This window comes from Microbacterium sp. SCN 71-21, assembly GCF_001725695.1.
Classification (GTDB): Bacteria; Actinomycetota; Actinomycetes; order Actinomycetales; family Microbacteriaceae; genus Microbacterium; species Microbacterium ginsengisoli.
The window spans coordinates 1-21,073 of record NZ_MEGA01000019.1; the positions used below are offsets into that span (position 1 = coordinate 1).

The 21,073-nt window shown below is 71.4% G+C and carries 19 protein-coding genes; 12 read left to right on the forward strand and 7 right to left on the reverse strand.

Annotated features, from left to right (window positions below):
- A partial coding sequence (locus ABT08_RS04245) for a 1-deoxy-D-xylulose-5-phosphate reductoisomerase (protein WP_288114070.1) occupies positions 1-740 on the forward strand: 740 nt, incomplete at its 5' end.
- Positions 741-813: 73 nt separating this feature from the next.
- Here ABT08_RS04245 and ABT08_RS04250 read toward each other — a convergent pair.
- Entirely contained in the window at positions 814-2,463 is a 1,650-nt protein-coding gene (locus tag ABT08_RS04250) for a Mur ligase family protein (RefSeq protein ID WP_056209465.1), read from the reverse strand.
- Positions 2,464-2,573: 110 nt separating this feature from the next.
- Here ABT08_RS04250 and ABT08_RS04255 point away from each other — a divergent pair, with 110 nt between their 5' ends.
- Positions 2,574-3,980: a M50 family metallopeptidase gene (locus ABT08_RS04255; protein ID WP_288114071.1), complete on the forward strand. Its 1,407-nt coding sequence runs from the start codon at positions 2,574-2,576 to the stop codon at positions 3,978-3,980.
- 32 nt (positions 3,981-4,012) lie between these two features.
- Here the strand turns inward: ABT08_RS04255 and ABT08_RS04260 are convergent, their stop codons facing one another.
- A complete protein-coding gene (locus ABT08_RS04260; protein WP_288114072.1) occupies positions 4,013-5,899 on the reverse strand; it encodes an anthranilate synthase family protein in 1,887 nt (628 codons plus the stop codon).
- 238 nt (positions 5,900-6,137) lie between these two features.
- On the opposite strand from ABT08_RS04260, the gene ispG reads away from it, so the two are divergent.
- Both ispG and ABT08_RS04270 read left to right on the forward strand, forming a co-directional pair.
- Complete coding sequence (gene ispG, locus ABT08_RS04265) at positions 6,138-7,268, forward strand: flavodoxin-dependent (E)-4-hydroxy-3-methylbut-2-enyl-diphosphate synthase (protein ID WP_045246202.1); 1,131 nt, start codon at positions 6,138-6,140, stop codon at positions 7,266-7,268.
- Positions 7,269-7,346: 78 nt separating this feature from the next.
- Positions 7,347-8,549 carry a benzoate/H(+) symporter BenE family transporter gene (locus tag ABT08_RS04270; RefSeq protein WP_288114073.1) on the forward strand — a complete coding sequence of 401 codons (1,203 nt, stop codon included), beginning with the start codon at positions 7,347-7,349 and terminating at the stop codon, positions 8,547-8,549.
- Between the two features lie 18 nt (positions 8,550-8,567).
- Here the strand turns inward: ABT08_RS04270 and pcp are convergent, their stop codons facing one another.
- Positions 8,568-9,206 carry a pyroglutamyl-peptidase I gene (pcp, locus tag ABT08_RS04275; protein WP_200930914.1) on the reverse strand — a complete coding sequence of 213 codons (639 nt, stop codon included), beginning with the start codon at positions 9,204-9,206 and terminating at the stop codon, positions 8,568-8,570.
- A 53-nt stretch (positions 9,207-9,259) separates the two neighbouring features.
- Between pcp and ABT08_RS04280 the strand changes: the two genes are divergently transcribed.
- A complete protein-coding gene (locus tag ABT08_RS04280; protein WP_056209458.1) occupies positions 9,260-11,017 on the forward strand; it encodes a proline--tRNA ligase in 1,758 nt (585 codons plus the stop codon).
- Positions 11,018-11,026: 9 nt separating this feature from the next.
- Here ABT08_RS04280 and ABT08_RS04285 read toward each other — a convergent pair whose 3' ends face one another.
- Positions 11,027-11,815: a DUF1206 domain-containing protein gene (locus ABT08_RS04285; protein WP_288114074.1), complete on the reverse strand. Its 789-nt coding sequence runs from the start codon at positions 11,813-11,815 to the stop codon at positions 11,027-11,029.
- A 132-nt stretch (positions 11,816-11,947) separates the two neighbouring features.
- Here ABT08_RS04285 and nusA point away from each other — a divergent pair, with 132 nt between their 5' ends.
- From nusA to rbfA, 4 genes are all read left to right on the forward strand, one after another.
- Positions 11,948-12,937, forward strand: a complete 990-nt coding sequence (nusA, locus tag ABT08_RS04290; RefSeq protein WP_045246199.1) for a transcription termination factor NusA — start codon at positions 11,948-11,950, stop codon at positions 12,935-12,937.
- A gap of 9 nt (positions 12,938-12,946) precedes the next feature.
- A complete protein-coding gene (locus ABT08_RS04295) occupies positions 12,947-13,198 on the forward strand; it encodes a YlxR family protein (RefSeq protein WP_082483209.1) in 252 nt (83 codons plus the stop codon).
- A gap of 92 nt (positions 13,199-13,290) precedes the next feature.
- Positions 13,291-16,071, forward strand: coding sequence for a translation initiation factor IF-2 (gene infB, locus ABT08_RS04300; protein ID WP_288114075.1), 2,781 nt, complete (start codon positions 13,291-13,293; stop codon positions 16,069-16,071).
- Between the two features lie 107 nt (positions 16,072-16,178).
- Complete coding sequence (gene rbfA / locus ABT08_RS04305; protein WP_045246132.1) at positions 16,179-16,616, forward strand: 30S ribosome-binding factor RbfA; 438 nt, start codon at positions 16,179-16,181, stop codon at positions 16,614-16,616.
- Positions 16,617-16,622: 6 nt separating this feature from the next.
- Here rbfA and ABT08_RS04310 read toward each other — a convergent pair whose 3' ends face one another.
- The 3 genes from ABT08_RS04310 to ABT08_RS04320 form a co-directional block, all read right to left on the reverse strand.
- Positions 16,623-17,354: an ABC transporter permease gene (locus ABT08_RS04310; RefSeq protein WP_045246134.1), complete on the reverse strand. Its 732-nt coding sequence runs from the start codon at positions 17,352-17,354 to the stop codon at positions 16,623-16,625.
- Positions 17,351-18,070, reverse strand: coding sequence for an ABC transporter ATP-binding protein (locus tag ABT08_RS04315; RefSeq protein ID WP_273189964.1), 720 nt, complete (start codon positions 18,068-18,070; stop codon positions 17,351-17,353). The genes ABT08_RS04310 and ABT08_RS04315 overlap by 4 nt, the downstream gene beginning before the upstream one ends.
- Positions 18,071-18,140: 70 nt before the next feature.
- Positions 18,141-19,010, reverse strand: coding sequence for an iron-sulfur binding domain-containing protein (locus ABT08_RS04320; RefSeq protein WP_056209581.1), 870 nt, complete (start codon positions 19,008-19,010; stop codon positions 18,141-18,143).
- A 61-nt stretch (positions 19,011-19,071) separates the two neighbouring features.
- Here ABT08_RS04320 and ABT08_RS04325 point away from each other — a divergent pair, with 61 nt between their 5' ends.
- The 3 genes from ABT08_RS04325 to ABT08_RS04335 are packed head-to-tail and all read left to right on the forward strand — an operon-like array spanning position 19,072 to position 21,034.
- Positions 19,072-19,758, forward strand: coding sequence for a nucleoside/nucleotide kinase family protein (locus ABT08_RS04325; RefSeq protein ID WP_056519524.1), 687 nt, complete (start codon positions 19,072-19,074; stop codon positions 19,756-19,758).
- Complete coding sequence (truB, locus tag ABT08_RS04330) at positions 19,758-20,669, forward strand: tRNA pseudouridine(55) synthase TruB (RefSeq protein ID WP_288114076.1); 912 nt, start codon at positions 19,758-19,760, stop codon at positions 20,667-20,669. The genes ABT08_RS04325 and truB overlap by 1 nt, the downstream gene beginning before the upstream one ends.
- Positions 20,666-21,034 carry a hypothetical protein gene (locus ABT08_RS04335; protein WP_045246144.1) on the forward strand — a complete coding sequence of 123 codons (369 nt, stop codon included), beginning with the start codon at positions 20,666-20,668 and terminating at the stop codon, positions 21,032-21,034. The genes truB and ABT08_RS04335 overlap by 4 nt, the downstream gene beginning before the upstream one ends.
- Positions 21,035-21,073 lie beyond the last annotated feature (39 nt).

Consider the following 21,073-nt stretch of genomic DNA (forward strand, 5'->3'; position numbering starts at 1 on the left):
CGCCCGGCCAGATCGTGCCGGTGGACTCGGAGCACTCGGCGATCGCGCAGGCGCTGCGATCAGGCAGTTCGGCTGAGGTGCGGCGCCTGGTGGTGACGGCGTCCGGCGGTCCATTCCGCGGTCGTACCCGTGGCCAGCTCGCCGCCGTGACCCCCGCCGAGGCCCTTGCGCATCCGACCTGGAACATGGGACGGGTCGTCACGACCAACTCCGCGACCCTCGTCAACAAGGGTCTCGAGGTCATCGAGGCGCACCTGCTGTTCGACATCGACTACGACCGCATCGATGTGGTCGTGCACCCGCAGTCGATCGTGCACTCCATGGTCGAGTTCGTCGACGGGTCGACGATCGCCCAGGCGTCGCCGCCCGACATGCGGCTGCCGATCTCGCTCGGCCTCGACTGGCCGCACCGGGTCGCCGGGGTGGGTGCGCCGATCGACTGGACTCGTGCCGCCGCGTGGACGTTCGAGCCGCTCGACGAGGAGGCCTTCCCGGCCGTCGCGCTCGCGAAGCGGGTGGGCCGGGCCGGATCGACCTATCCGGCGGTGTTCAACGCGGCGAACGAGCAGGCGGTCGACGCCTTCCACGAGGGACGGCTGTCGTTCCTCGGCATCGTCGACACGGTGCGAGCGATCGTCGACGAGCACGACGCTCCGACCGATCTCACGCGCGAGAGTCTCGCCGAGGCAGAGGCGTGGGCGCGCCGCGCAGCCGATGAGCGGATCGCCGCGGCATCCTGACCCCGTTGGCGGGCCGCGAGGCTCGCCGGGTTGCATCGCGGCAGCGGAGCGGTCGAGCGACGCGTTGCCGGCGTCAGTACGCCGGGCGCTCCGGGTCGGACGCGGGCGTCGTGTCCGTGGGGTAGGGCACCGGCCAGTGCGGCTCGGGCACGGGCCAGCCGGCGTCGCGCAGCGCACGGCGGGCGAGTTCGCGCGCCGAGTACGGCGTGCGCACTCCGCGGATGTCGCGGTAGTCCTGGTGCCCGGGTCCCGCCCACAGGATCGCATCGCCCTCGCCGACGAGCTTCACGGCCTCGATAATCGCCCGCTCGGGCGGCGAGTACTCGTGGATCTCGGCGTCGGGCCGTGCCCGGCGCGCGCCCTCGAGGAGGGTCGCGCGGATCGTGTCGGGGTTCTCGCGTCGCGGGTGGTGGTCGGTGATGACGAGGATGTCGCTCCCCTCCACCGCGGTACGGCCCATGTCGTGGCGCTTGGTCGCGTCGCGGTCGCCGTCCGCGCCGAACAGCATCAGGACGGTGCCGGGCGTGACGTGCCGCACCGCCGCGAGCGTCTTCTCGAAGGCGTCGGGGGAGTGGCCGAAGTCGACGTAGACCGCCGGACCCCGGTCGCCGGAGACCCGCTCGGTGCGCCCGGGGAGGTACGCCTCGATGCGGCGCCCGTCGAGTGCGGCGACGATGCGCTCCCAGTCGTAGCCGGCCGCATGGATCATCGCGATCGCGAGTCCCGCGTTCGCGGCCATGTGCCGGCCGATCGTCGGAACGGTCGTGGTGAGCGTGCGTCCCTCGGGGCCTCGCAGGGTGAAGTCGGTGCCGTCCTGGCGCTCGGCGAGGATCTCGACGGTCCAGTCGGCGCTCGCCGCGAGGGCGGGGTCGGCGGCGATGGCCGGGGTGCCGATGGTGGTGAACGGCACGCCGCTGCGGGACGTCACCTCGGCGGCGTACGGCGAGTCGAGTGCGATCACGGCCTGGCGCGCGCGTTCGGGACGGAAGAGCTCGAGTTTGGCCTCGAGGTACTCGCGCATGTCGGCGTAGTCGTCGAGGTGGTCGTGGCTGAGGTTCGTGAACCCCGCGATATCGAACATGAGTCCGTCGACCCGGTGGCGGCTGAGGGCCTGGGCGCTCACCTCGACGGCGACCGCCTCGACCCCCTCCTCGCGCATGAGGGCGAGGAGGGCATGGAACTCGGATGCCTCGGGCGTGGTCAGTCGCGACACGATCACCCGTCCCGCGATGTGGCGTTCCGCGGTCGAGGAGAGTCCGGTCGTCACGCCCAGCTGACCGAGGATGCCTTCGAGCAGGTGGGAGGTGCTGGTCTTGCCGTTGGTGCCGGTGGTCGCGAACAGCAGCGGGAGGTCGTCGTCGGCGCCCGTGCCGTAGACCCACGCCGACAGTGCGCCGAGGCGCGCTCGGGGGCCGTCGACCACGACGATCGGCAGACCGGCGGATGCCGCGATCTCGGCGCCCTCGGCATCGGTGATGACGGCGACCGCGCCGCGGGCCGCGGCATCCGTCGCCACTTCGGCGCCGTGCCGGTTGACGCCCCGGATCGCGACGAACGCCTCGCCGGGGCGCAGGTCCGCCGTGGCGAGTGTGAGGCCGCCGATCGTGACATCGCCGTCGAGTCCACGCACCTCGCCGTCGACCACCTCGGCGAGAGCGCGCAGCGATCGTGCGGGCGGGTGCGTCGGGCGGAGGACGGGCGGCAGGTTCGACGGTGTGGACATCGGTCCCATTCAACCAGAGCGACCCGCGCGCACCCGGGCGCCGAGCGCGCAGAGCGGGCACAGCGCACCTTGTCGGCCCGCTCCAAGACAGCCGGGGCTACCGTGGGGGCGTGACCGTTCTCGCATTCGTCATCGGAATCGTCGTGCTCATCGTGGGGCTCGCCGTCTCGATCGCGCTGCACGAGATCGGCCACCTCGTGCCGGCGAAGCTCTTCAAGGTGCGCGTGGGGCAGTACATGATCGGCTTCGGTCCGACCCTGTTCTCGCGACGCAAGGGCGAGACCGAGTACGGCGTGAAGCTCATCCCGCTCGGCGGCTACATCTCGATGGCCGGCATGTACCCGCCCTCCGAGTCGGAGCGCGCGGCGGCATCGGCCGACCCGCAGGTCGCATCCGTGGGCGGTGGCGTCGCGACGGTGACCCAGACCGAGACGGACCAGGCGACGCCCGACGATCGGGCTCGGCTCCGACGCGGACGCTTCTGGGCGACCATGGTGCAGGATGCCCGCGCGGCCAACGACGAGACGATCGCCGATGCCGACGACCGGGTGTTCTACCGGCTGTCCATGTGGAAGCGCGTCGTCATCATGCTCGGCGGCCCGTTCATGAACTTCGTGCTCGCGATCGTCCTGTTCGCGATCGTGTTCAGCGGCATCGGCCTGCAGACCGCGACCGCGACGGTCGCCTCGCTCAGCGCCTGCACGCCCGTCTCGTACTCGTCGCAGACGTGCGCGACCGATACCACCCCCGCGAAGCAGGCCGGGCTGCAGGCAGGCGACCGCATCGTCTCGATCGACGGCATGGCGGTCAGCGACTTCGCCTCGGCCTCGGCGATCGTGCAGGCCTCGCCCGGTCAGGCGCTCTCGGTCGTCGTCGACCGCGGCGGTGCCGCCCAGACCCTCACGATCACGCCGGCGACCATCACGGCTCCCGTGACGGATGCCTCGGGCAACCCGGTGACCGGAGCGGACGGGGTCGCCGAGACCCGCGAGATCGGCTTCATCGGCTTCGCCCCGACGGTGGAGTTCGTGCGACAGCCGATCTGGGACGGGCCCGCGGCCGCGGTGCAGAACGTCGGCGCGGTCGTCGGCATCGTGGCGCAGTTCCCGGTGAAGGTCTACCAGGCGGCGGAGTCGGTGTTCACGGGTGCCCAGCGCGACCCGAACGGACCGCTGAGCCTCGTGGGCGCCGGGGTCATCGCGGGGGAGGTGGCGTCGTCACCGGCCCCGATCATCAACCGCGTCTCGGTGATGCTGGGCCTGCTCGCGTCCCTCAACATCGCGCTCGGCGTCTTCAACCTCGTGCCGCTCCTCCCGCTCGACGGAGGTCACGTCGTCATCGCCCTCTGGGACGGACTGCGGCGGGCGTGGGCGCGGCTGTTTCGCCGACCCGCGCCGAAGCCCGTCGATGCGACCCGGCTCGTGCCCGTCACCTTCGTCGTCGTGGTGTTCCTGGTGGCGACGAGCGCCGTGCTGCTGCTCGCCGACGTCTTCAACCCGGTGTCACTGTTCCACTGACACCGGTTGGGCCCTGCCCCGACTGACGCCGGTCAGGCGTCGACGGGCGTGAGAGCCTGGGCGACGAGTCGTTCGAGGGTGCGCAGCCCGTCGCGCGACAGGATCGACTCCAGGTGGCCCTGCACCGAGGCGTAGCCCGGGCCGCGCAGGGCGTAGACGTCGCCGGTCGAGGGCTCGGCCGCGACATCCGCCCCGCTCACCTCGGTCGTGCCCGGAGCGACTTTCGCGGTGAAGGTGTTGTAGAAGCCGATCGAGGCGCGCTCGCCGAAGACATCGACGGCGAGCTGCAGGCCCTGGTGTGGCCGGTCGAGCGCGGCGAGTCCGATGCCGAGTCGGTCGGCGAGGATCTGATGGCTGAGGCAGACCGCGAGCAGCGGGCGTCCGGTCTCAAGGCGATGCGCGACGACATGTCGCATCGCGGCGATGCGGGCCGAGCCCTCGTCGCGGGGGTCGCCGGGGCCGGGGCCGGAGACGACCAGGTCGGCGGCGTCGAGAACGTCAGCGGATGCCGCGGCCCACGGCACGATCGAGACGTCGAGGCCGAGGTGGCGCAGCTGGTGGGCGAGCATCGTCGTGAAGCGGTCCTCGGCGTCGACGACGACCGCGGTGCGACCGGCGAAGGGGCCGCCGTCGGCGCGTTCCTGCGGGTTGAGCCAGAACGGGGCGAGGCGGGCGTTGCGCGACGTCAGCAGCTCGGAGATCTCCGGGTCGTCGGCGAGAGGCTCGCGCTCGGCCGTCGGCTGGTCGGCGTCGGCGCTCCGGCGCTCGTCGCGGGCGACCGCGCCGATCGCCCCCAGTACACCGGCGGCCTTGCCGTGGGTCTCGCTCACCTCTCCGTACGGGTCGGAGTGGCGCACGAGGGTGGCCCCGACGGGCACGCGCAGGCGGCCGTGCTCGAGATAGGCGGTGCGGATGAGGATCGGTGCGTCGAGGTCGTGACCGCCGCCGACGGCGGGCGTGAACAGTGCGGCGACGCCGGAGTAGTAACCGCGCGGCGTGCGCTCGTACCGCGTGATGACCGTGCAGGCATTCTGCATCGGCGAGCCGGTGACCGTGGGAGCGAACATCGTCTCGCGCAGGATGTCGCGAGGGTCGAGGGTCGACGTGCCCCGCAGCATGTATTCGGTGTGCGTGAGCCGCGACATCTCCTTCAGGTGCGGTCCGGTGATGCGGCCGCCGTCGGAGCAGACCGCGCTCATCATCTTGAGCTCCTCGTCGACGACCATGAACAGCTCCTCGGTCTCCTTCGTGGAGGCGAGGAACTCGCTCAGGGTCTCGCGCGTCGCGCCGCCCGCCGGGTGGCGGAAGGTGCCCGAGATCGGGTTCATGGTGACGACGCCGTCCTGCGCGCTGACGTGCGCCTCGGGGCTCGCACCCACGGCGACGTGGCCGGGCGTGACGACAGCGAACGTCCAGTACGCGCCGCGCTCGTGGGCGAGCAGCGCCCGGAACCAGGTGAGCGCTGCCAGACGCGGGTCGGCACCGACCCCGGCGGTGAAGTCGCGGCGGATCACGAAGTTCGCGCCCTCGCCGCGGCCGATCTCGTCGGAGATCACCGTGCGCACGATTCCCGCGTACTCCTCGTCGGTCAGATCGAAGCCGGGGTTCTCGAGGGCGATCGGCTCGGACGGCAGCGTGGCCACGGCCTCGGCCCGCGGCATCCGCTCGTGACCTTCGACCACGAGGCATCGCAGCGGCGCCCCGTCGTCGTGGGAGGCGAATCCGCGCTCTCGCACCTGCCGGAACGGCACGAGCGCGAGCACCTCGCGAGGGGTCCCCGTCGCATCGACGAGGGGGATGTCGGCGAGGGCATCGACGTCGACGACCTCACCCGTGAGCACCTCGACCCAGGCGTCGTCGCGCGCGATGAGCGCGAAGGGCGCGTCGGAGGCGATCAGCTCGGCAAAGGATGCGGGCATGGGATGGTCCTTCGGAGTCGGGGCGGCCGCTTCACGAAGAAGACCGCCCCTCGGGGCGGTCGGAATCGCACGATCCACCGCCTCAGGCGGTGGGCCACCAGCAGGTGCGCGCGAACATGGGGCGAACCTACCACACGGCTCGGCCGCGCCCGGCGCCGCCGGGGCTCGGATGCCGCGGGTCGGGGCCGCGGCATCCCCGTCGGCGTAGGCTGGGGGCGTGCCAGCCGTCAACATCGGGATGCCCAAGGTCCCTGAAACGCTCGCCCCCCGCCGCAAGAGCCGCCAGATCAAGGTCGGCAAGGTGCTGGTCGGTGGCGACGCGCCCGTCAGCGTGCAGTCGATGACGACCACCAAGACGACCGACATCAACGCGACCCTGCAGCAGATCGCCGAGCTCACCGCCTCGGGCTGCGACATCGTGCGGGTCGCGGTGCCCAGCCAGGACGACGCCGACGTGCTGCACATCATCGCGAAGAAGAGCCAGATCCCGGTCATCGCCGACATCCACTTCCAGCCGAAGTACGTCTTCCAGGCGATCGACGCCGGCTGCGCCGCGGTACGAGTGAACCCCGGCAACATCCGCCAGTTCGACGACAAGGTCGGCGAGATCGCGAAGGCGGCGAAGGACGCCGGCGTCTCGCTGCGCATCGGCGTGAACGCCGGATCGCTCGACCGCCGACTGCTCGAGAAGTACGGCAAGGCCACTCCCGAGGCGCTCGTGGAGAGCGCCGTGTGGGAGGCGTCGCTGTTCGAAGAGCACGACTTCCACGACTTCAAGATCTCGGTCAAGCACAACGACCCGATCGTGATGGTCAAGGCCTACCGTCAGCTCGCCGAGCGGGGCGACTGGCCGCTGCACCTCGGTGTCACCGAGGCCGGACCCGCGTTCCAGGGCACCATCAAGAGCGCGACGGCGTTCGGCATCCTGCTCGGCGAGGGCATCGGCGACACCATCCGCGTCTCGCTGTCGGCGCCTCCCGTCGAAGAGGTGAAGGTCGGCCTGCAGATCCTGCAGTCGCTCAACCTCCGCGAGCGCCGCCTCGAGATCGTCTCGTGCCCGTCGTGCGGTCGCGCCCAGGTCGACGTCTACTCCCTCGCGGACAGCGTCACCGAGGGTCTGAAGGATGTCACGGTGCCGCTGCGCGTCGCCGTCATGGGCTGCGTCGTGAACGGCCCGGGCGAGGCCCGCGAAGCCGACCTCGGCGTCGCGAGCGGCAACGGCAAGGGCCAGATCTTCGTGAAGGGCGAGGTCATCAAGACCGTGCCCGAGGAGGAGATCGTCGCGACGCTCATCGCCGAGGCCACCCGCCTCGCCGACGAGATGGGCCCCGACGCCCCCCTCGGTACCGCCCAGGTCGTCACCGCCTGAGCGCACCGGTCCACCCGTCGCCCGGTGGCACCGTCCGCCTGGTCGGGGTACGCCTCCGCGCCGCGATACGGTGCACCGGTGAGTGAACCGACCGCCGCGGCATCCAGCCCCTCGCTCGACGCGCCGCTGTCGCGGCCGATCTCGGCCGGTATCACCGCGTCGCTGGTGGGGTTCTCGAGCTCGTTCGCCGTCGTGCTCACGGCGCTGCACGCGGCCGGCGCCACGTCCGATCAGGCGGCCAGCGGTCTGCTCGCCGCGTCCTTCGCCGTGGGGGCCGGCACGATCGTGCTCGCGCTTCGCTACCGGCGCCCCATCACCCTCGCGTGGTCGACGCCCGGGGCGGCCCTGATCGCCGCGACCGGCGCCGTCGAGGGCGGCTGGTCGGCAGAGATCGGCGCGTTCTACGTCGTGGCGGGGCTCATCCTGCTCACGGCGCTCATCCCCGCTCTCGGGCAGGCCATCGCGCGTATCCCCGCCTCGCTCGCGCAGGCGATGCTCGGCGGCGTGCTGCTGCCGCTCTGCCTCGCCCCGCTCAGCGGACTCGTCAAGAGCCCGTGGGCGGTCGCGCCGGTGATCGTGGTGTGGCTCATCGCGCTGCGGTTCCTGCCCCGCTGGGCGGTTCCGCTCGCTTTTCTCGCGGCGGCCATCGCGATCGGCATCGAGGTCGGCGCGGCCGGCACCGCGATCGACCCGACGTCCTTCCTCCCGCGGGTCGCGTTCACGGCGCCGACGTTCACCACCGGCGCCATCGTGGGTCTCGCGCTCCCGCTGTTCCTGGTGACGATGGCGTCGCAGAACGTGCCGGGCACGGCGATCCTCCGCAGCTTCGGCTACGACCTGCCGTGGCGGCCCGCGATGACCGTCACCGGCCTCGGCAGCGCCCTCACCGCCTCCGCCGGCGGGCCGGCGATCAACCTCGCCGCGATCACCGCCGCGCTGGCGGCGAGCCCCGACGCCCATCCCGATCCGCGCAGGCGCTGGTACGCGAGCATCGCGACCGGCTCGACGTACTTCGTGCTGGCCGCGGCATCCTCGTTCTTCGCCGTGCTCGTCGTGCTGGCGCCCGCCGGTCTCATCGCCGCCGTCGCCGGTCTCGCGCTCTTCGGCGCGTTCGGCTCGGCGGTGCAACAGGCCGTCGCCGACCCGCACGACCGGGTTCCGGCCATCGTGACGTTCCTCACGGCGGCGTCCGGCATCGCGTTCTTCGGCATCAGCGCCGCCTTCTGGGCGCTGGTCGCGGGGCTCGTGGTGCGCGCCGCGCTGCGACTCGGGCGGCGCTGACGGGCGGCGCCCCCGGCATCAGGCGATCTCGCCGCCCACAAGCGGGCGCCCGTCGTCGGATGTGAGGCTCACATCGATCGCGATCTCGAGGGCGCGCACGATGTCGGCGAGGGCGAGCGCCGGCGCACCTGCGGGCGCGGTCTCGGTCGACCACGGCACGTGCACGAACCCGGCACGCACGTCCGCGCGGTCGGCCGTCGCATCCAGCACGGTGTACATCGCCGCGTTGCACACGAAGGTGCCGGCCGTGAGCGACACGGAGGACGGCACGGATGCCGCGGCCACCGCCGCCGCGATCCGCTTGACCGGAAGCGTGGCGAACCGTGCGTCTGGTGCGCCCCCGACGACGACGGCGTCGGTCGGCTGCACCCCCGCATTGTCGGGGATGCGGGCATCGGCGAGGTTGAGGGCGACCCGCTCCGGCGTCACCGCCGAGCGGCCGCCGGCGAGGCCGGTGGCGATCACGACGTCGGGGGAGTGCCGCTCGATCAGGACGCGCAGGCGGGCCGCGGCATCCGCGAACGTCACCGGCAGCACCTCGACGATCAGCGTCTCGGCGCGATCCCACCGCGCGGCGACCGCGCGCACGGCGTCACCCGAGGGGTTCGCGGAGTCGCCCGCGAACGGCTCGAACCCGGTCAGCAGCACGGTCGTCATCGCTCCAGGGTAGGCGGCGGGCGGCGGCATCCATCGTCCTAGACTGGGGGATCGTGGTGACCCGTCTCTCGACCTATTTCCTGCGCACGCTGCGCGAAGACCCGTCGGACGCCGAAGTCACGAGCCACAGGCTGCTCGTGCGCGCCGGCTACATCCGCCGCCAGGCGCCGGGCATCTTCGCCTGGCTCCCGCTGGGCCTGCGCGTGAAGGCGAAGGTCGAGCAGATCATCCGCGACGAGATGTCGGCCGCGGGCGCGTTCGAGGTGCACTTCCCCGCGCTGCTGCCGCGTGAGCCCTACGAGGCCACCGGTCGCTGGGAGGAGTACGGCGACGGCATCTTCCGCCTGAAGGACCGCAAGGACGCCGACTACCTGCTCGCCCCCACTCATGAAGAGGTCTTCACGCTGCTCGTGAAGGACCTCTACTCGTCGTACAAGGATCTGCCGCTGACGATCTACCAGATCCAGGACAAGTACCGCGATGAGGCGCGGCCCCGCGCCGGCCTCCTCCGGGGGCGTGAGTTCACGATGAAGGACGCGTACTCGTTCGACCACACGGACGCCGGGCTGGATGCCTCGTACCAGGCGCAGCGCGACGCGTACGAGCGCATCTTCCAGCGCCTCGGGCTCGAGTACGCGATCGTGCAGGCCGACGCGGGTGCCATGGGCGGCTCGCGCTCGGAGGAGTTCCTGCACCCGACCCCGGTCGGCGAGGACACCTTCGTGCGCTCGGAGGGCGGCTACGCCGCGAACGTGGAGGCGTTCACCACGACGGCGCCCGCGCCCGTCCCGTTCGACGGGCTGGGTGGGCCGGTGGTCTTCGACTCGCCGAACACGCCGACGATCGACACCCTCGTCGCGCACTCCAACGCCGTGCTCGATGGCACGTACACCGCGGCCGACACCTTGAAGAACGTCGTGCTCGCGCTGACCCATCTCGATGGCACGCGAGAGCTCGTCATCGTCGGGCTTCCCGGCGACCGTGAGGTCGACGACAAGCGTGCCGAGGTGGCGTTCGCACCCGCCGCGGTCGAGGCCGCGACGGCCGAGGACTTCGAGAAGAACCCGCTCCTGGTCAAGGGCTACATCGGACCGTGGTCGCCGACCGGTGCGGTGCTGGGCGAGGAGTCGGCCACCGGCATCCGCTATGTCCTCGATCCGCGGGTCGCCGACGGCTCCGCGTGGATCACGGGTGCCAACATCGACCAGAAGCACGTGCACTCCCTCGTCGCCGGCCGCGATTTCGTCGCCGACGGGTTCGTCGAGGTCGCCAACGTGCGCGACGGCGATCCGGCACCCGACGGCTCGGGCCCGGTCACGCTCGCCCGCGGCATGGAGATCGGGCACGTCTTCCAGCTCGGCCGCAAGTACGCGGAGGCGCTCGGCCTGAAGGTGCTCGACGAGAACGGAAAGCTCGTCACCGTCACGATGGGCTCGTACGGCATCGGCGTCACGCGCATCCTCGCGATCATCGCCGAGCTCAACAACGACGATCGGGGGCTCATCTGGCCCGCGTCGGTCGCGCCCTTCGACGTGCACGTTGTCGCGACGGGCAAGGATGACGCGGCCTTCGCCCTCGCGGAGGAGCTCACCGCGGCACTCGAGGCATCGGGTCTCGACGTGCTCTACGACGACCGCCCGAAGGTGTCGCCCGGTGTGAAGTTCGGCGATGCCGAGCTCATCGGCGTGCCGCAGCTCGTCGTCGTCGGCCGCGGTGCGGCGACCGGCGAGGTCGAGCTCTGGGACCGCCGCAGCGGCGACCGTCAGGTCGTGCCGCTCGCCGACGCGGTCGCCCGGCTCACAACCCGCTGAGCGAGATCTTCAGAGCTTCGCCCAGCGAGTGCGCACGAACATGACGAGGCCGTAGGCGACGAGGCCGCTGCCGATCGCCGTGACGATGGCAGCACCGAGCGGCAGACGCAGAAGCGCGACAAAGGCGCCATCCAGTCCGCCCGCAGCGGCCGGGTCGACGGTGAGCGCAGCTATCGCCATGATCGCGCCGACGCTGATGAGCGCCGCGCCCTTTGCCACATACCCGACGACCGCGAGAGCCAGCGCGGCCCCACCTACCGGGCCCCGCGGGAAGGCGATGCTCTCGCGAAAGCCGCGAGTGAGCCCGCGCCATCCGAAACCGATCCCCACACCGGTAATGGCGGCGCCGAGCGCGCCGAGCAACCACGGCCCGCCCGGAAGCGAGAGGAGCGTCGCTCCCGTCGACTTCGCGGACTGCTCTGAGTTGCTCGCTGATCCGAGAGCGACTCCCGCTGCGAGCGCTCCGACTGCCAGATAGGCGGCCGCCTTCGACCATGCGGACACGAGTGCGCTCCATCCATTCCGTCGACGGTCCCAGAGGCCGTCGACGATGTACCAGAGCGTCAGCGCCCAGAGCGTCGCCGCGCAGGCCCACAGGAGCAGAATCCCACCGGGCAGCCGAGCGATGCCCTGAAGCGCTCCGGTCTGATCGGCTTCCGCCGCATGCCCCTGTGCGAGGGCGATCGCGAGGATGCCGATGCCGAGATGCACGAGCCCGCTCGCCGCGAACCCGACTCGCGCGACGACGCGGAACGCGGTCGACGAGTGGGCGGCGGCGGTCGCGTCGGTGGAGGGCACGATGCCACAGTACGACCGCAGGTGGGGGAACGCAGCGGAGCGGATCGCCCCGGCTCGAGGCATCCCGATCGGGTAACGTAGGGGGGATGCGTCGCCCCCGCGCCGCATCCCAGAACTGAAGAGGGAGGCCCCGTGGACATCGATCTCGGACTGCTGCGCACCGTGGAGCGCGAGCGGGAGATTCCGTTCGAGGAGCTCGTCTCGATCATCGAGCAGGCGATCCTCACGGCGTACGCGAAGAACAGCACGCCCACCGGCGTCCTCCCCGACGGCGCTCGCGCCCAGATCGACCGCAAGACCGGTCACGTCGCGGTGTTCGTGCCGCTGCGCGACGACGAGGACGCGGTGATCGGCGAGGAGGAGGTCACGCCCGACGACTTCGGTCGCATCGCCGCCTTCGCCGCCAAGCAGGTCATCAGCCAGCGGCTGCGTGACATCGCCGACGACGCGGTGCTGGGGGAGTTCCGCGGCAAGGAGGGCGACATCGTCGCCGGCGTCATCCAGCAGGGCCCGAACCCCCGCATGGTGCACGTCGACCTCGGCACGGTCGAGGCGATCCTTCCGCCCGAGGAGCAGGTGCCCGGCGAGGACTACGCCCACGGCTCGCGCATCCGCGTCTACGTCACGAGCGTCTCGAAGGGCACCAAGGGGCCCGCGATCACCGTCTCCCGCACGCACCCCGGCCTGGTGCGCAAGCTGTTCGCCCTCGAGGTCCCCGAGATCGCGTCGGGCGTCGTCGAGATCGTCTCGCTCGCGCGCGAGGCGGGTCACCGCTCGAAGATCGCGGTTCGCGCGAACGACCCGGCGATCAACGCCAAGGGTGCGTGCATCGGCGAGCTCGGCCGCCGCGTGCGCGCCGTCACGGAGGAGCTGGGCGGCGAGAAGATCGACATCGTCGACTACGACGCCGACCTCGCATCCTTCGTCGCGAAGGCGCTCTCGCCCGCCAAGGTCACCTCGAGCTTCGTGCTCGACGCGGGGACCAAGGCCGTGCGCGCCCTCGTTCCCGACTACCAGCTGTCTCTCGCGATCGGCAAGGAGGGCCAGAACGCCCGACTCGCCGCGAAGCTCACCGGGGCGAAGATCGACATCCAGCCCGACAGCATCCTCGAGGAGAGCTGACGGGGTAGGATGGAACCCGTACGGACGTGCGTCGGTTGTCGCACACGTGCTCCGCGATCCGCTCTCCTGAGAGTGGTGGCCCGCGGCTCCGAGCTCGTCGTCGACGAGCGCAAGAGTCTTCCGGGGCGGGGTGCGTGGGTGCATCCGACACTCGAATGCACGGATGCCGCCACCCGGCGGCGTGCGTTCGTTCGCGCCCTGCGCGTGTCAGGCCCGCTTGATACGCAGACCATCACCCAACACCTGCAGCGAAACGGCTGAACGGCTATGGACACAAAGTGAACGGCTCGAAATGAGACCCGTCCGCATCTAACGGTCTGCCCTGTCCGGGGTAGATCCCAGACAGGAGAATTGTGGCAAAACCACGCGTACACGAGATTGCCTCCGAGCTCGGCGTCGACAGCAAGATCGCCCTCGCGAAGCTGAAGGAGCTCGGCGAGTTCGTGAAGAGCCCGTCGTCGACGATCGAGCCCCCGGTGGCGCGAAAGCTCCGTGAGGCCCTGCAGGCCGATGGCACCGCCTCGGCCGCCCCGGCTGCGAAGCCGGCCGCCTCACGCCCCACCCCGGCGGCGCCCGCGCGGCCGCAGGCGCCCAAGCCCGCGGCATCCGCGGCCCCGGCCGCCCCGGCACCGTCGACGTCCGCTGCGGCACCCGCTCCCGAGGCGGAACGCCCCGCGGCCGAGCGCCCCGCCGCCTCGTCGCGGCCCACTCCCGGTGGTGCGGCTCCGGCGCGACCGCAGACCCCGTCGGCTCCGGCCGCGCGCCCGCAGGGCGGCCAGGGCGGACAGGCAGCCCCGGCACCGCGTCCGGGAGGCGGCTCGCCGCGCCCCGGCAACAACCCCTTTGCGAGCGCGCAGGGCATGGGCCAGCGGCCCGCAGGCCCCCGCCCGGGCAACAACCCGTTCGCGAGCGCGCAGGGAATGGGCCAGCGCCCGACGCCCGGCAACATCCCGCGTCCCCAGGCCCCGCGTCCCGGTGCCCCGCGCCCGGGCGCTCCGCGTCCGGGTGGCGCGGGTCGTCCCGGTGGCGCCGGTCGTCCGGGCGCTCCGTTCCAGCAGCGCACCGGTGGTGCCGGACGCCCCGGGTTCGGCGGCGGCGCGGCACGTCCCGGTGGCGCCCCGGCAGCCGGCGGCTTCGCCGGGCGTCCCGGTGGTGGTGGCGGTCGCGGCCGTGGCCCCGGCGGTGGCACCGCGGGTGCGTTCGGCAAGGGCGGCGGCAAGTCCAAGCAGCGCAAGTCGCGTCGGGCGAAGCGTCAAGAATTCGAGATGAGGGACGCTCCGGTCGTCGGCGGCGTCAACGTCTCGAAGGGCAACGGCGAGATCATCCGTCTGCGCCGCGGCGCGTCGATCGCCGACTTCGCCGACAAGCTCGAGGCGCTGCGCGGCTACACCGTGCAGCCCGGCACGCTCGTGACCATCCTGTTCAACCTGGGTGAGATGGCGACCGCGACCGAGTCGCTCGACGAGGCCACCTTCGAGGTGCTCGGCGCGGAGCTCGGCTACAAGATCCAGATGGTCTCGCCTGAGGACGAGGACAAGGAGCTCCTCGAGGGCTTCGGTCTCGACCTCGAGGCCGAGCTGGAGGCGGAGAGCGAGGACGACCTCGAGATCCGGCCTCCCGTGGTGACCGTCATGGGTCACGTCGACCACGGTAAGACCCGACTGCTCGACGCCATCCGCCAGACCAACGTGGTCGCGGGCGAGGCCGGCGGCATCACGCAGCACATCGGTGCATACCAGGTCTGGACCGAGCACGACGGCATCGAGCGCGCGATCACCTTCATCGACACCCCCGGTCACGAGGCGTTCACCGCCATGCGTGCCCGTGGTGCGCAGGTGACCGACATCGCGATCCTCGTGGTCGCCGCCGACGACGGCATCATGCCGCAGACGGTGGAGGCCCTGAACCACGCCCAGGCGGCGGGGGTGCCGATCGTGGTCGCTGTCAACAAGATCGACAAGCCCGAGGCGAACCCCGCGAAGGTGCGCCAGCAGCTCACCGAATACGGACTGGTCGCCGAGGAGTACGGCGGCGACGTCATGTTCGTCGACGTGTCGGCCCGCCAGAACATCGGCATCCAGGACCTGCTCGACGCGGTGCTGCTCACCGCCGACGCCGGTCTCGACCTCACCGCGAACCCCAACAAGGCAGCGCGCGGTGTGGCCATCGAGGCCAAGCTCGACAAGGGCCGCGGCTCGGTCGCGACCGTGCTCATCCAGTCGGGCACGCTGCGTGTCGGCGACGCGATCGTCGCGGGCACGGCCTATGGCCGCGTGCGCGCCATGATCGACGAGAACGGCGACGCGGTCGAGGAGGCCGCGCCGTCGCGTCCGGTGCAGGTGCAGGGTCTGAACTCCGTGCCGCGCGCCGGTGACACCTTCATCGTCACCGAGGAGGACCGCACCGCCCGCCAGATCGCTGAGAAGCGTGAGGCCGCGGAGCGCAACGCCGCCCTGGCGAAGGCTCGCAAGCGCATCTCGCTCGAGGACTTCACCCGTGCTCTCGAGGAGGGCAAGGTCGAGTCGCTCAACCTCATCATCAAGGGCGACGTGTCGGGTGCTGTCGAAGCGCTCGAGGAGTCGCTGCTCAAGATCGAGGTCGACGACTCGGTGCAGCTGCGCATCATCCACCGCGGTGTCGGTGCGATCACCGAGTCGGACGTGAACCTGGCGACGATCGACAACGCGATCGTCATCGGCTTCAACGTGCGTCCTGACACGAAGGCTCGCGAGCGTGCGGCCCGCGAGGGTGTGGACATCCGCTTCTACTCGGTCATCTACAACGCGATCGACGACGTCGAGCAGTCGCTCAAGGGCCTGCTCAAGCCGGAGTTCGAAGAGGTGCAGTCGGGTGTGGCGGAGATCCGCGAGGTGTTCCGCTCGTCGAAGTTCGGCAACATCGCCGGTGTCATCGTTCGCAGCGGCACCATCACCCGCAACGCGAAGGCCCGCGTCATCCGCGAGGGCGTCGTGATCGCCGATGGTCTCGCGATCGAGTCGCTGCGCCGGTTCAAGGACGACGTCACTGAGGTCAAGACCGACTTCGAGTGCGGTATCGGCCTCGGCAAGTACAACGACATCCAGGTCGGCGATGAGATCGAGACGACCGAGATGGTGGAGAAGCCCCGCAGCTGATCCGATTCCCGGCTCCGATGACGGATGCCTCGTGGCCCTCGCGGGGACCACGAGGCATCCGTCTCGGGCACGGACCGTCGAAGAGGCCCGCGGGCGAGGAGGACGACATGGCGAATGAACGTCAGGCGAGGATCGCCGACCGCATCAAGGTGCTGCTCGCGGAGCGGCTCGACAAGGGGCTGCGCGACCCGCGGCTCGGCTTCGTGACGATCACGGATGTGCGGGTGACGGGCGACCTGCAGCACGCGTCGGTGTTCTACACCGTGCTCGGCGACGAGAAGGCCCGCGAGGACACGGCTGCCGCGCTGCGGTCCGCGACCGGCATGCTGCGCAGCGACGTGGGTCGTCAGCTGGGCATCCGGCTGACGCCGACGCTCGAGTTCATCCTCGACGCGCTGCCGGACTCGGCCGGGCACATCGAAGATCTTCTGCGTGAGGCGCGTGAGCGCGACGAGGCCGTGGCGGGCATCGCCGTCGGCGCTCACTACGCGGGCGAGTCCGACCCCTACGTGAAGCCGCGGGTCGAAGACGACGACGAGGACTGAGCGCGCTCAGCGCGTCTGACGTCGCAGTGACAGCGCGGCGAGCACGACGACACCGAGGGTGAACAGGGCGACGACGCCGAGTTCGCGCAGGGCCGGTCCGGTATCGGTCGAGGTCGCGAGGTCGTGCAGCGCCTGCACGGAGTGCGACATCGGCAGCCAATCGCTGATCGCCCGGAGCACGTCCGGCATGCTGTCGCGCGGCACGATGACGCCGCCCAGGATCACCTGCGGGAACACGATCGCGGGCATGAACTGCACGACCTGGAACTCGGTCGCCGCGAACGCGGATGCCAGCAGGCCGAGCGTCGTGCCGAGAAGCCCGTTGAGGATGGCGGCCACGATCAGCAGGCCGATCGGGCCGGCGATCGTGAGCCCGCACACCCACACCGCGAAGGCGACGGCGATGAGCGCCTGCATCGCGGCGAGCAGCCCGAAGGCGAGAGCGTAGCCGGCGATGACGTCGCCCTTGCCCAGCGGCAGGGTGAGCAGGCGCTCGAGGGTTCCGCTGCGTCGTTCGCGCAGCGTCGCGATGCTCGTCACCAGGAACATGACGATGAACGGGAACAGGGCGAGCAGCGCCGGTCCCACCTGATCGAACGTGTGGGCGTCGTCGAAGACCCACGCGAGCAGACCGAGCAGCAGCGAGGGGACGAACAGCAGCAGCACGATCGTGCGTGGGTCGTGGCGGATCTGGGTCAGCACCCGGCCCGCGGTCACGAGGGTGAGGAGCGGGTTCATGGCGTGTTCCGTTCGACGAGGGCCAGGAACGCCGCGTCGTGGTCGCTCGTTGCGGTTTCGGCGAGCAGTCCATCGGGCGTGGTGTCGGCGATGAGCCGCCCGTCGTGCAGGAGGAGGAGCCGGTCGCATCGCCGTGCCTCATCCATCACGTGGCTCGAGACGACGACCGTCGTGCCGTCGTCGGCGAGCGACCGGAACAGTGCCCACAGGTCGCGGCGCAGCAGCGGATCCAAGCCGACCGTGGGCTCGTCGAGCACGAGGATGGGCGGGCGGCCGACGAGGGCGATCGCGAGCGACACCCGATTTCGCTGACCTCCCGACAGACGCGAGACGAGCGCTCCGCGGAAGGCGTCGAGATCGACGGCCGAGATGGCGGCATCCGCGTCGGCACGGGAGCTGCCGCGCACCCGGGCGAAATAGCGCACATTCTGCTGCACCGTCAGGTCGTCGTAGATCGCCGAGCTCTGCGCCATATAGCCGATCCGGCCGCGCAGCGGTCGGCTCCCGGCGGGTTGTCCGAGCACGGTCGCGCTGCCTCGGGTGATGCGCTGCGCGCCCACGATCGAGCGGATGAGCGTCGTCTTTCCGCTGCCCGACGGCCCGAGCAGGCCGACGAGCTCGCCGGGTGCGAGTGCGACATCGATGCCATGAAGGATGCGCGTACGACCGCGCCGCACCGCCAGATCGTGTGTGACCACCGCCACCGTGCTGTCCACACCACGACATTCCCACGCGGGGTAGGCGAGAGCAATGGGATGCCGCCGGAAGAATGCGGGCGGCAGCACCCTACGCCGGCAGTCGCAGCAGGCCGTCGGGCGTCGTCTCCGCGAGACCGTCGGCGAGCAGGGTGCCGATCGCGCGGTCGCGCTGCGCGGCATCCGGCCAGTCGGCGATGACGGCGTCGACGGGCACACCCTCGGGGGCGGCGTCGCGCAGCACCGCCATGACGGCGCCGCGGGCCTGACGGTCGCTTCCCTCATACCGGGCTTGGCGACGGCGGGTGTCGCCGGTGTCGGGGTAGCCCGCCGCGCGCCACGCGCACAGCTCCCGCACGGGGCAGAGGTCGCAGCGGGGCGTACGCGCGGTGCAGACGACAGCGCCCAGCTCCATGGCCGCCGCGTTCACTGTCGCCGCCGCCGCGCGATCCTCCGGAAGGATCGCCGCCATGCGGTCGAGGTCGCTTCTCGCCGGCGGCCCGGGCTGGGACCTTCCGTCGACGGCGCGCGCGAGCACGCGCCGCGTGTTCGTGTCGACGACCGGATGCCTGTCGCCGTACGCGAACACCGCCACGGCGCGAGCCGTGTAGTCGCCGATGCCCGTGAGGGCGAGCAGGGCGTCGACGTCGCGCGGCACGACGCCGTCGTGCCGGTCGCGGATCTCGACGGCCGCCCGGTGCAGCCACAGCGCTCGCCGCGGATAACCGAGGTTCGCCCACCGCTGCACCGCCTCCGCGGGCGATGCCGCCGCGAGCGCGGTCGGTGTCGGCCACGTCACGAGCCAGGCCTCGAGCAGCGGGATGACCCGGTTCACGGGTGTCTGCTGCAGCATGAACTCGCTCACCAGGACGCCCCACGCCCCGAACCCCTGCGCCCGCCACGGCAGGTCGCGCGCGTTGCCGCGGTACCAGTCGACGAGGGCGGCGGCGAGGGGGGTCACCGACCCAGCGTAGAAGGTGCGCGGGCGGGGGACGCGGCATCCGTCGCCGTAGGCTGGGGACATGCGCCTGGCCTCCACCCCCGTCGTCGAACTGCAGCGTCAGCTGCGTGACGAGGTGCGGCAGCACTACCCGGCGGGCCGCATTGTGCTGGGGGTCGACGGCATCGACGGGGCAGGCAAGACGACGTTCGCCGACGGCTTCGCCGAGGTGTTCGCCGAAGCGGATGTCGCGGTCTTCCGTGCGTCCCTCGACGACTTCCTCCGCCCGCGGGCCGAGCGCTACGCGCACGGCCGTGACTCGGCTGTCGGCTTCTACCGCGACACCTACGACATCCCGACCTTCCGCCGGGTGCTGCTCGACCCGTTCCGCGACGGCGCGCGCACGTCGGGTGCTACCGGGTTCCAGCTCGCCGCGTTCGATCACCGCCGCGACGCACCCCTGGAGGCGCGGTGGACGACCGGTCCCGCGGACGCGGTGCTCATCGTCGACGGCATGTTCCTGCAGAGCCCTGAGACGCAGGGCATCTGGAACTGGACGGTGTGGCTGGAGGCGCCGTTCGCGGTCGCCTACGCCCGGGTGTCCGAGCGCGACGGCACGGATCCCGACCCCGACGCCCCTGCGAACGCCCGCTACCGCGGCGGGCAGGAGCTCTACCTGCGCGAGGCGCGGCCGTCGGCGGCGGCCTCGGCGATCGTCGACAACACCGACCCCGCCCGCCCGCTGCGCGCCTACCGGGACTTCTGCTGATGGCCGCCGACGTCGCCTCGCCGTCGGGCATCCTCCTCGTCGACAAGCCGCAGGGCATCACGAGCCACGACGTCGTCTCCCGTGCCCGTCGCGCGCTCGCGACCCGGAAGATCGGTCACGCGGGCACGCTCGACCCCATGGCGACAGGCCTGCTCGTGCTCGGCGTCGGCAGCGCGACCCGACTGCTCACCTACCTCGTCGGGCTCGACAAGACCTATGAGGCGACCATCCGGCTCGGCGAGTCGACCGACAGCGACGATGCCGACGGCGTGCGCACGGCGGTCGCCGATCCGGCGGCGATCGCTGCCGTGACGGATGCCGCGGTGCAGGCCGGGATCGCCCGGCTCACCGGGGAGATCGACCAGGTGCCGAGCACCGTGTCGGCGATCAAGGTCGCCGGTCGTCGCGCCTACGACCTGGCGCGGGCCGGGGAGGAAGTCGTGCTCGCCTCTCGGCGGGTCACGATCTCCCGGTTCGAGGTCATCGCCCTGTGCCGCACGGAGGGCGTCATCGACCTCGACGTCGTGGTGGACTGCTCGAGCGGCACATACATCCGTGCCCTCGCGCGCGACCTCGGCGCCGCCCTCGCGGTGGGCGGGCATCTGACGGCGCTGCTTCGCACCCGCATCGGCTCGTTCGACGTCGCGGATGCGGCATCCGCCGATGACATCGCCCCCGCGCGCCTCGTGTCCGCCGCCGACGTCGCGGCGGCCGTGCTGGGGGCGCTGCCGGTGACGGCCGACGAAGCCCGCGATCTGCGCCACGGAAAGCGGCTCGAGGGGGCGGCCGACCGGCTCGGCGGGGCCGTGCGCGCCGCCATCGCCCCCGACGGGGTGCTCGTCGGCATCGTCGAACGTCGGGGCGCCGACATCAAGAGCGCGATGAACATGCCCGAGGAGGCATCCGCATGATCCTGTGGTTCTCGCTCGTGCAGGTGGCCGTGGCATCCGTTGCCGGTCTGCTGTGTATCGTGCTCGGACTCGTGGGTCGACGGCCGTCCGACCTGTCGGTCGGGTCACTCGCGCTCGTCGAGCTGCTCCTGCTCGCACAGGTCGTGACCGCGCTCATCGCCCCGGCCGTCGGCAACACGCCGAGCGGAAGCGTGCTGGAGTTCTGGGTGTACGCGATCTCGGCGGCTCTCCTGCCGCCTGCCGCCGTCTTCTGGGCACTGTTGGAGCGCAGCCGGTGGAGCACGGTCGTCATGGGCGTCGGAGCGCTCGCCGTCGCGGTGATGGTGTGGCGCATGGAGGTCATCTGGACGCTGCAGGGGTCCTGATGCGAGACGCCGGGCACGTGTCCGGGCCCGAATAGGATG

Bases quoted from the DNA above. Each gene is read 5' to 3' on its own strand.
- truB (WP_288114076.1), top strand. From the start codon at position 19,758: ATGGCCGCCGACGTCGCCTCGCCGTCGGGCATCCTCCTCGTCGACAAG.
- ispG (WP_045246202.1), top strand. From the start codon at position 6,138: ATGCCCAAGGTCCCTGAAACGCTCGCCCCCCGCCGCAAGAGCCGCCAG.
- rbfA (WP_045246132.1), top strand. From the start codon at position 16,179: ATGGCGAATGAACGTCAGGCGAGGATCGCCGACCGCATCAAGGTGCTG.
- ABT08_RS04325 (WP_056519524.1), top strand. From the start codon at position 19,072: ATGCGCCTGGCCTCCACCCCCGTCGTCGAACTGCAGCGTCAGCTGCGT.
- ABT08_RS04310 (WP_045246134.1), bottom strand. From the start codon at position 17,354: ATGAACCCGCTCCTCACCCTCGTGACCGCGGGCCGGGTGCTGACCCAG.
- ABT08_RS04295 (WP_082483209.1), top strand. From the start codon at position 12,947: ATGGAACCCGTACGGACGTGCGTCGGTTGTCGCACACGTGCTCCGCGA.
- pcp (WP_200930914.1), bottom strand. From the start codon at position 9,206: ATGACGACCGTGCTGCTGACCGGGTTCGAGCCGTTCGCGGGCGACTCC.
- ABT08_RS04260 (WP_288114072.1), bottom strand. From the start codon at position 5,899: ATGCCCGCATCCTTTGCCGAGCTGATCGCCTCCGACGCGCCCTTCGCG.
- ABT08_RS04250 (WP_056209465.1), bottom strand. From the start codon at position 2,463: ATGTCCACACCGTCGAACCTGCCGCCCGTCCTCCGCCCGACGCACCCG.
- ABT08_RS04335 (WP_045246144.1), top strand. From the start codon at position 20,666: ATGATCCTGTGGTTCTCGCTCGTGCAGGTGGCCGTGGCATCCGTTGCC.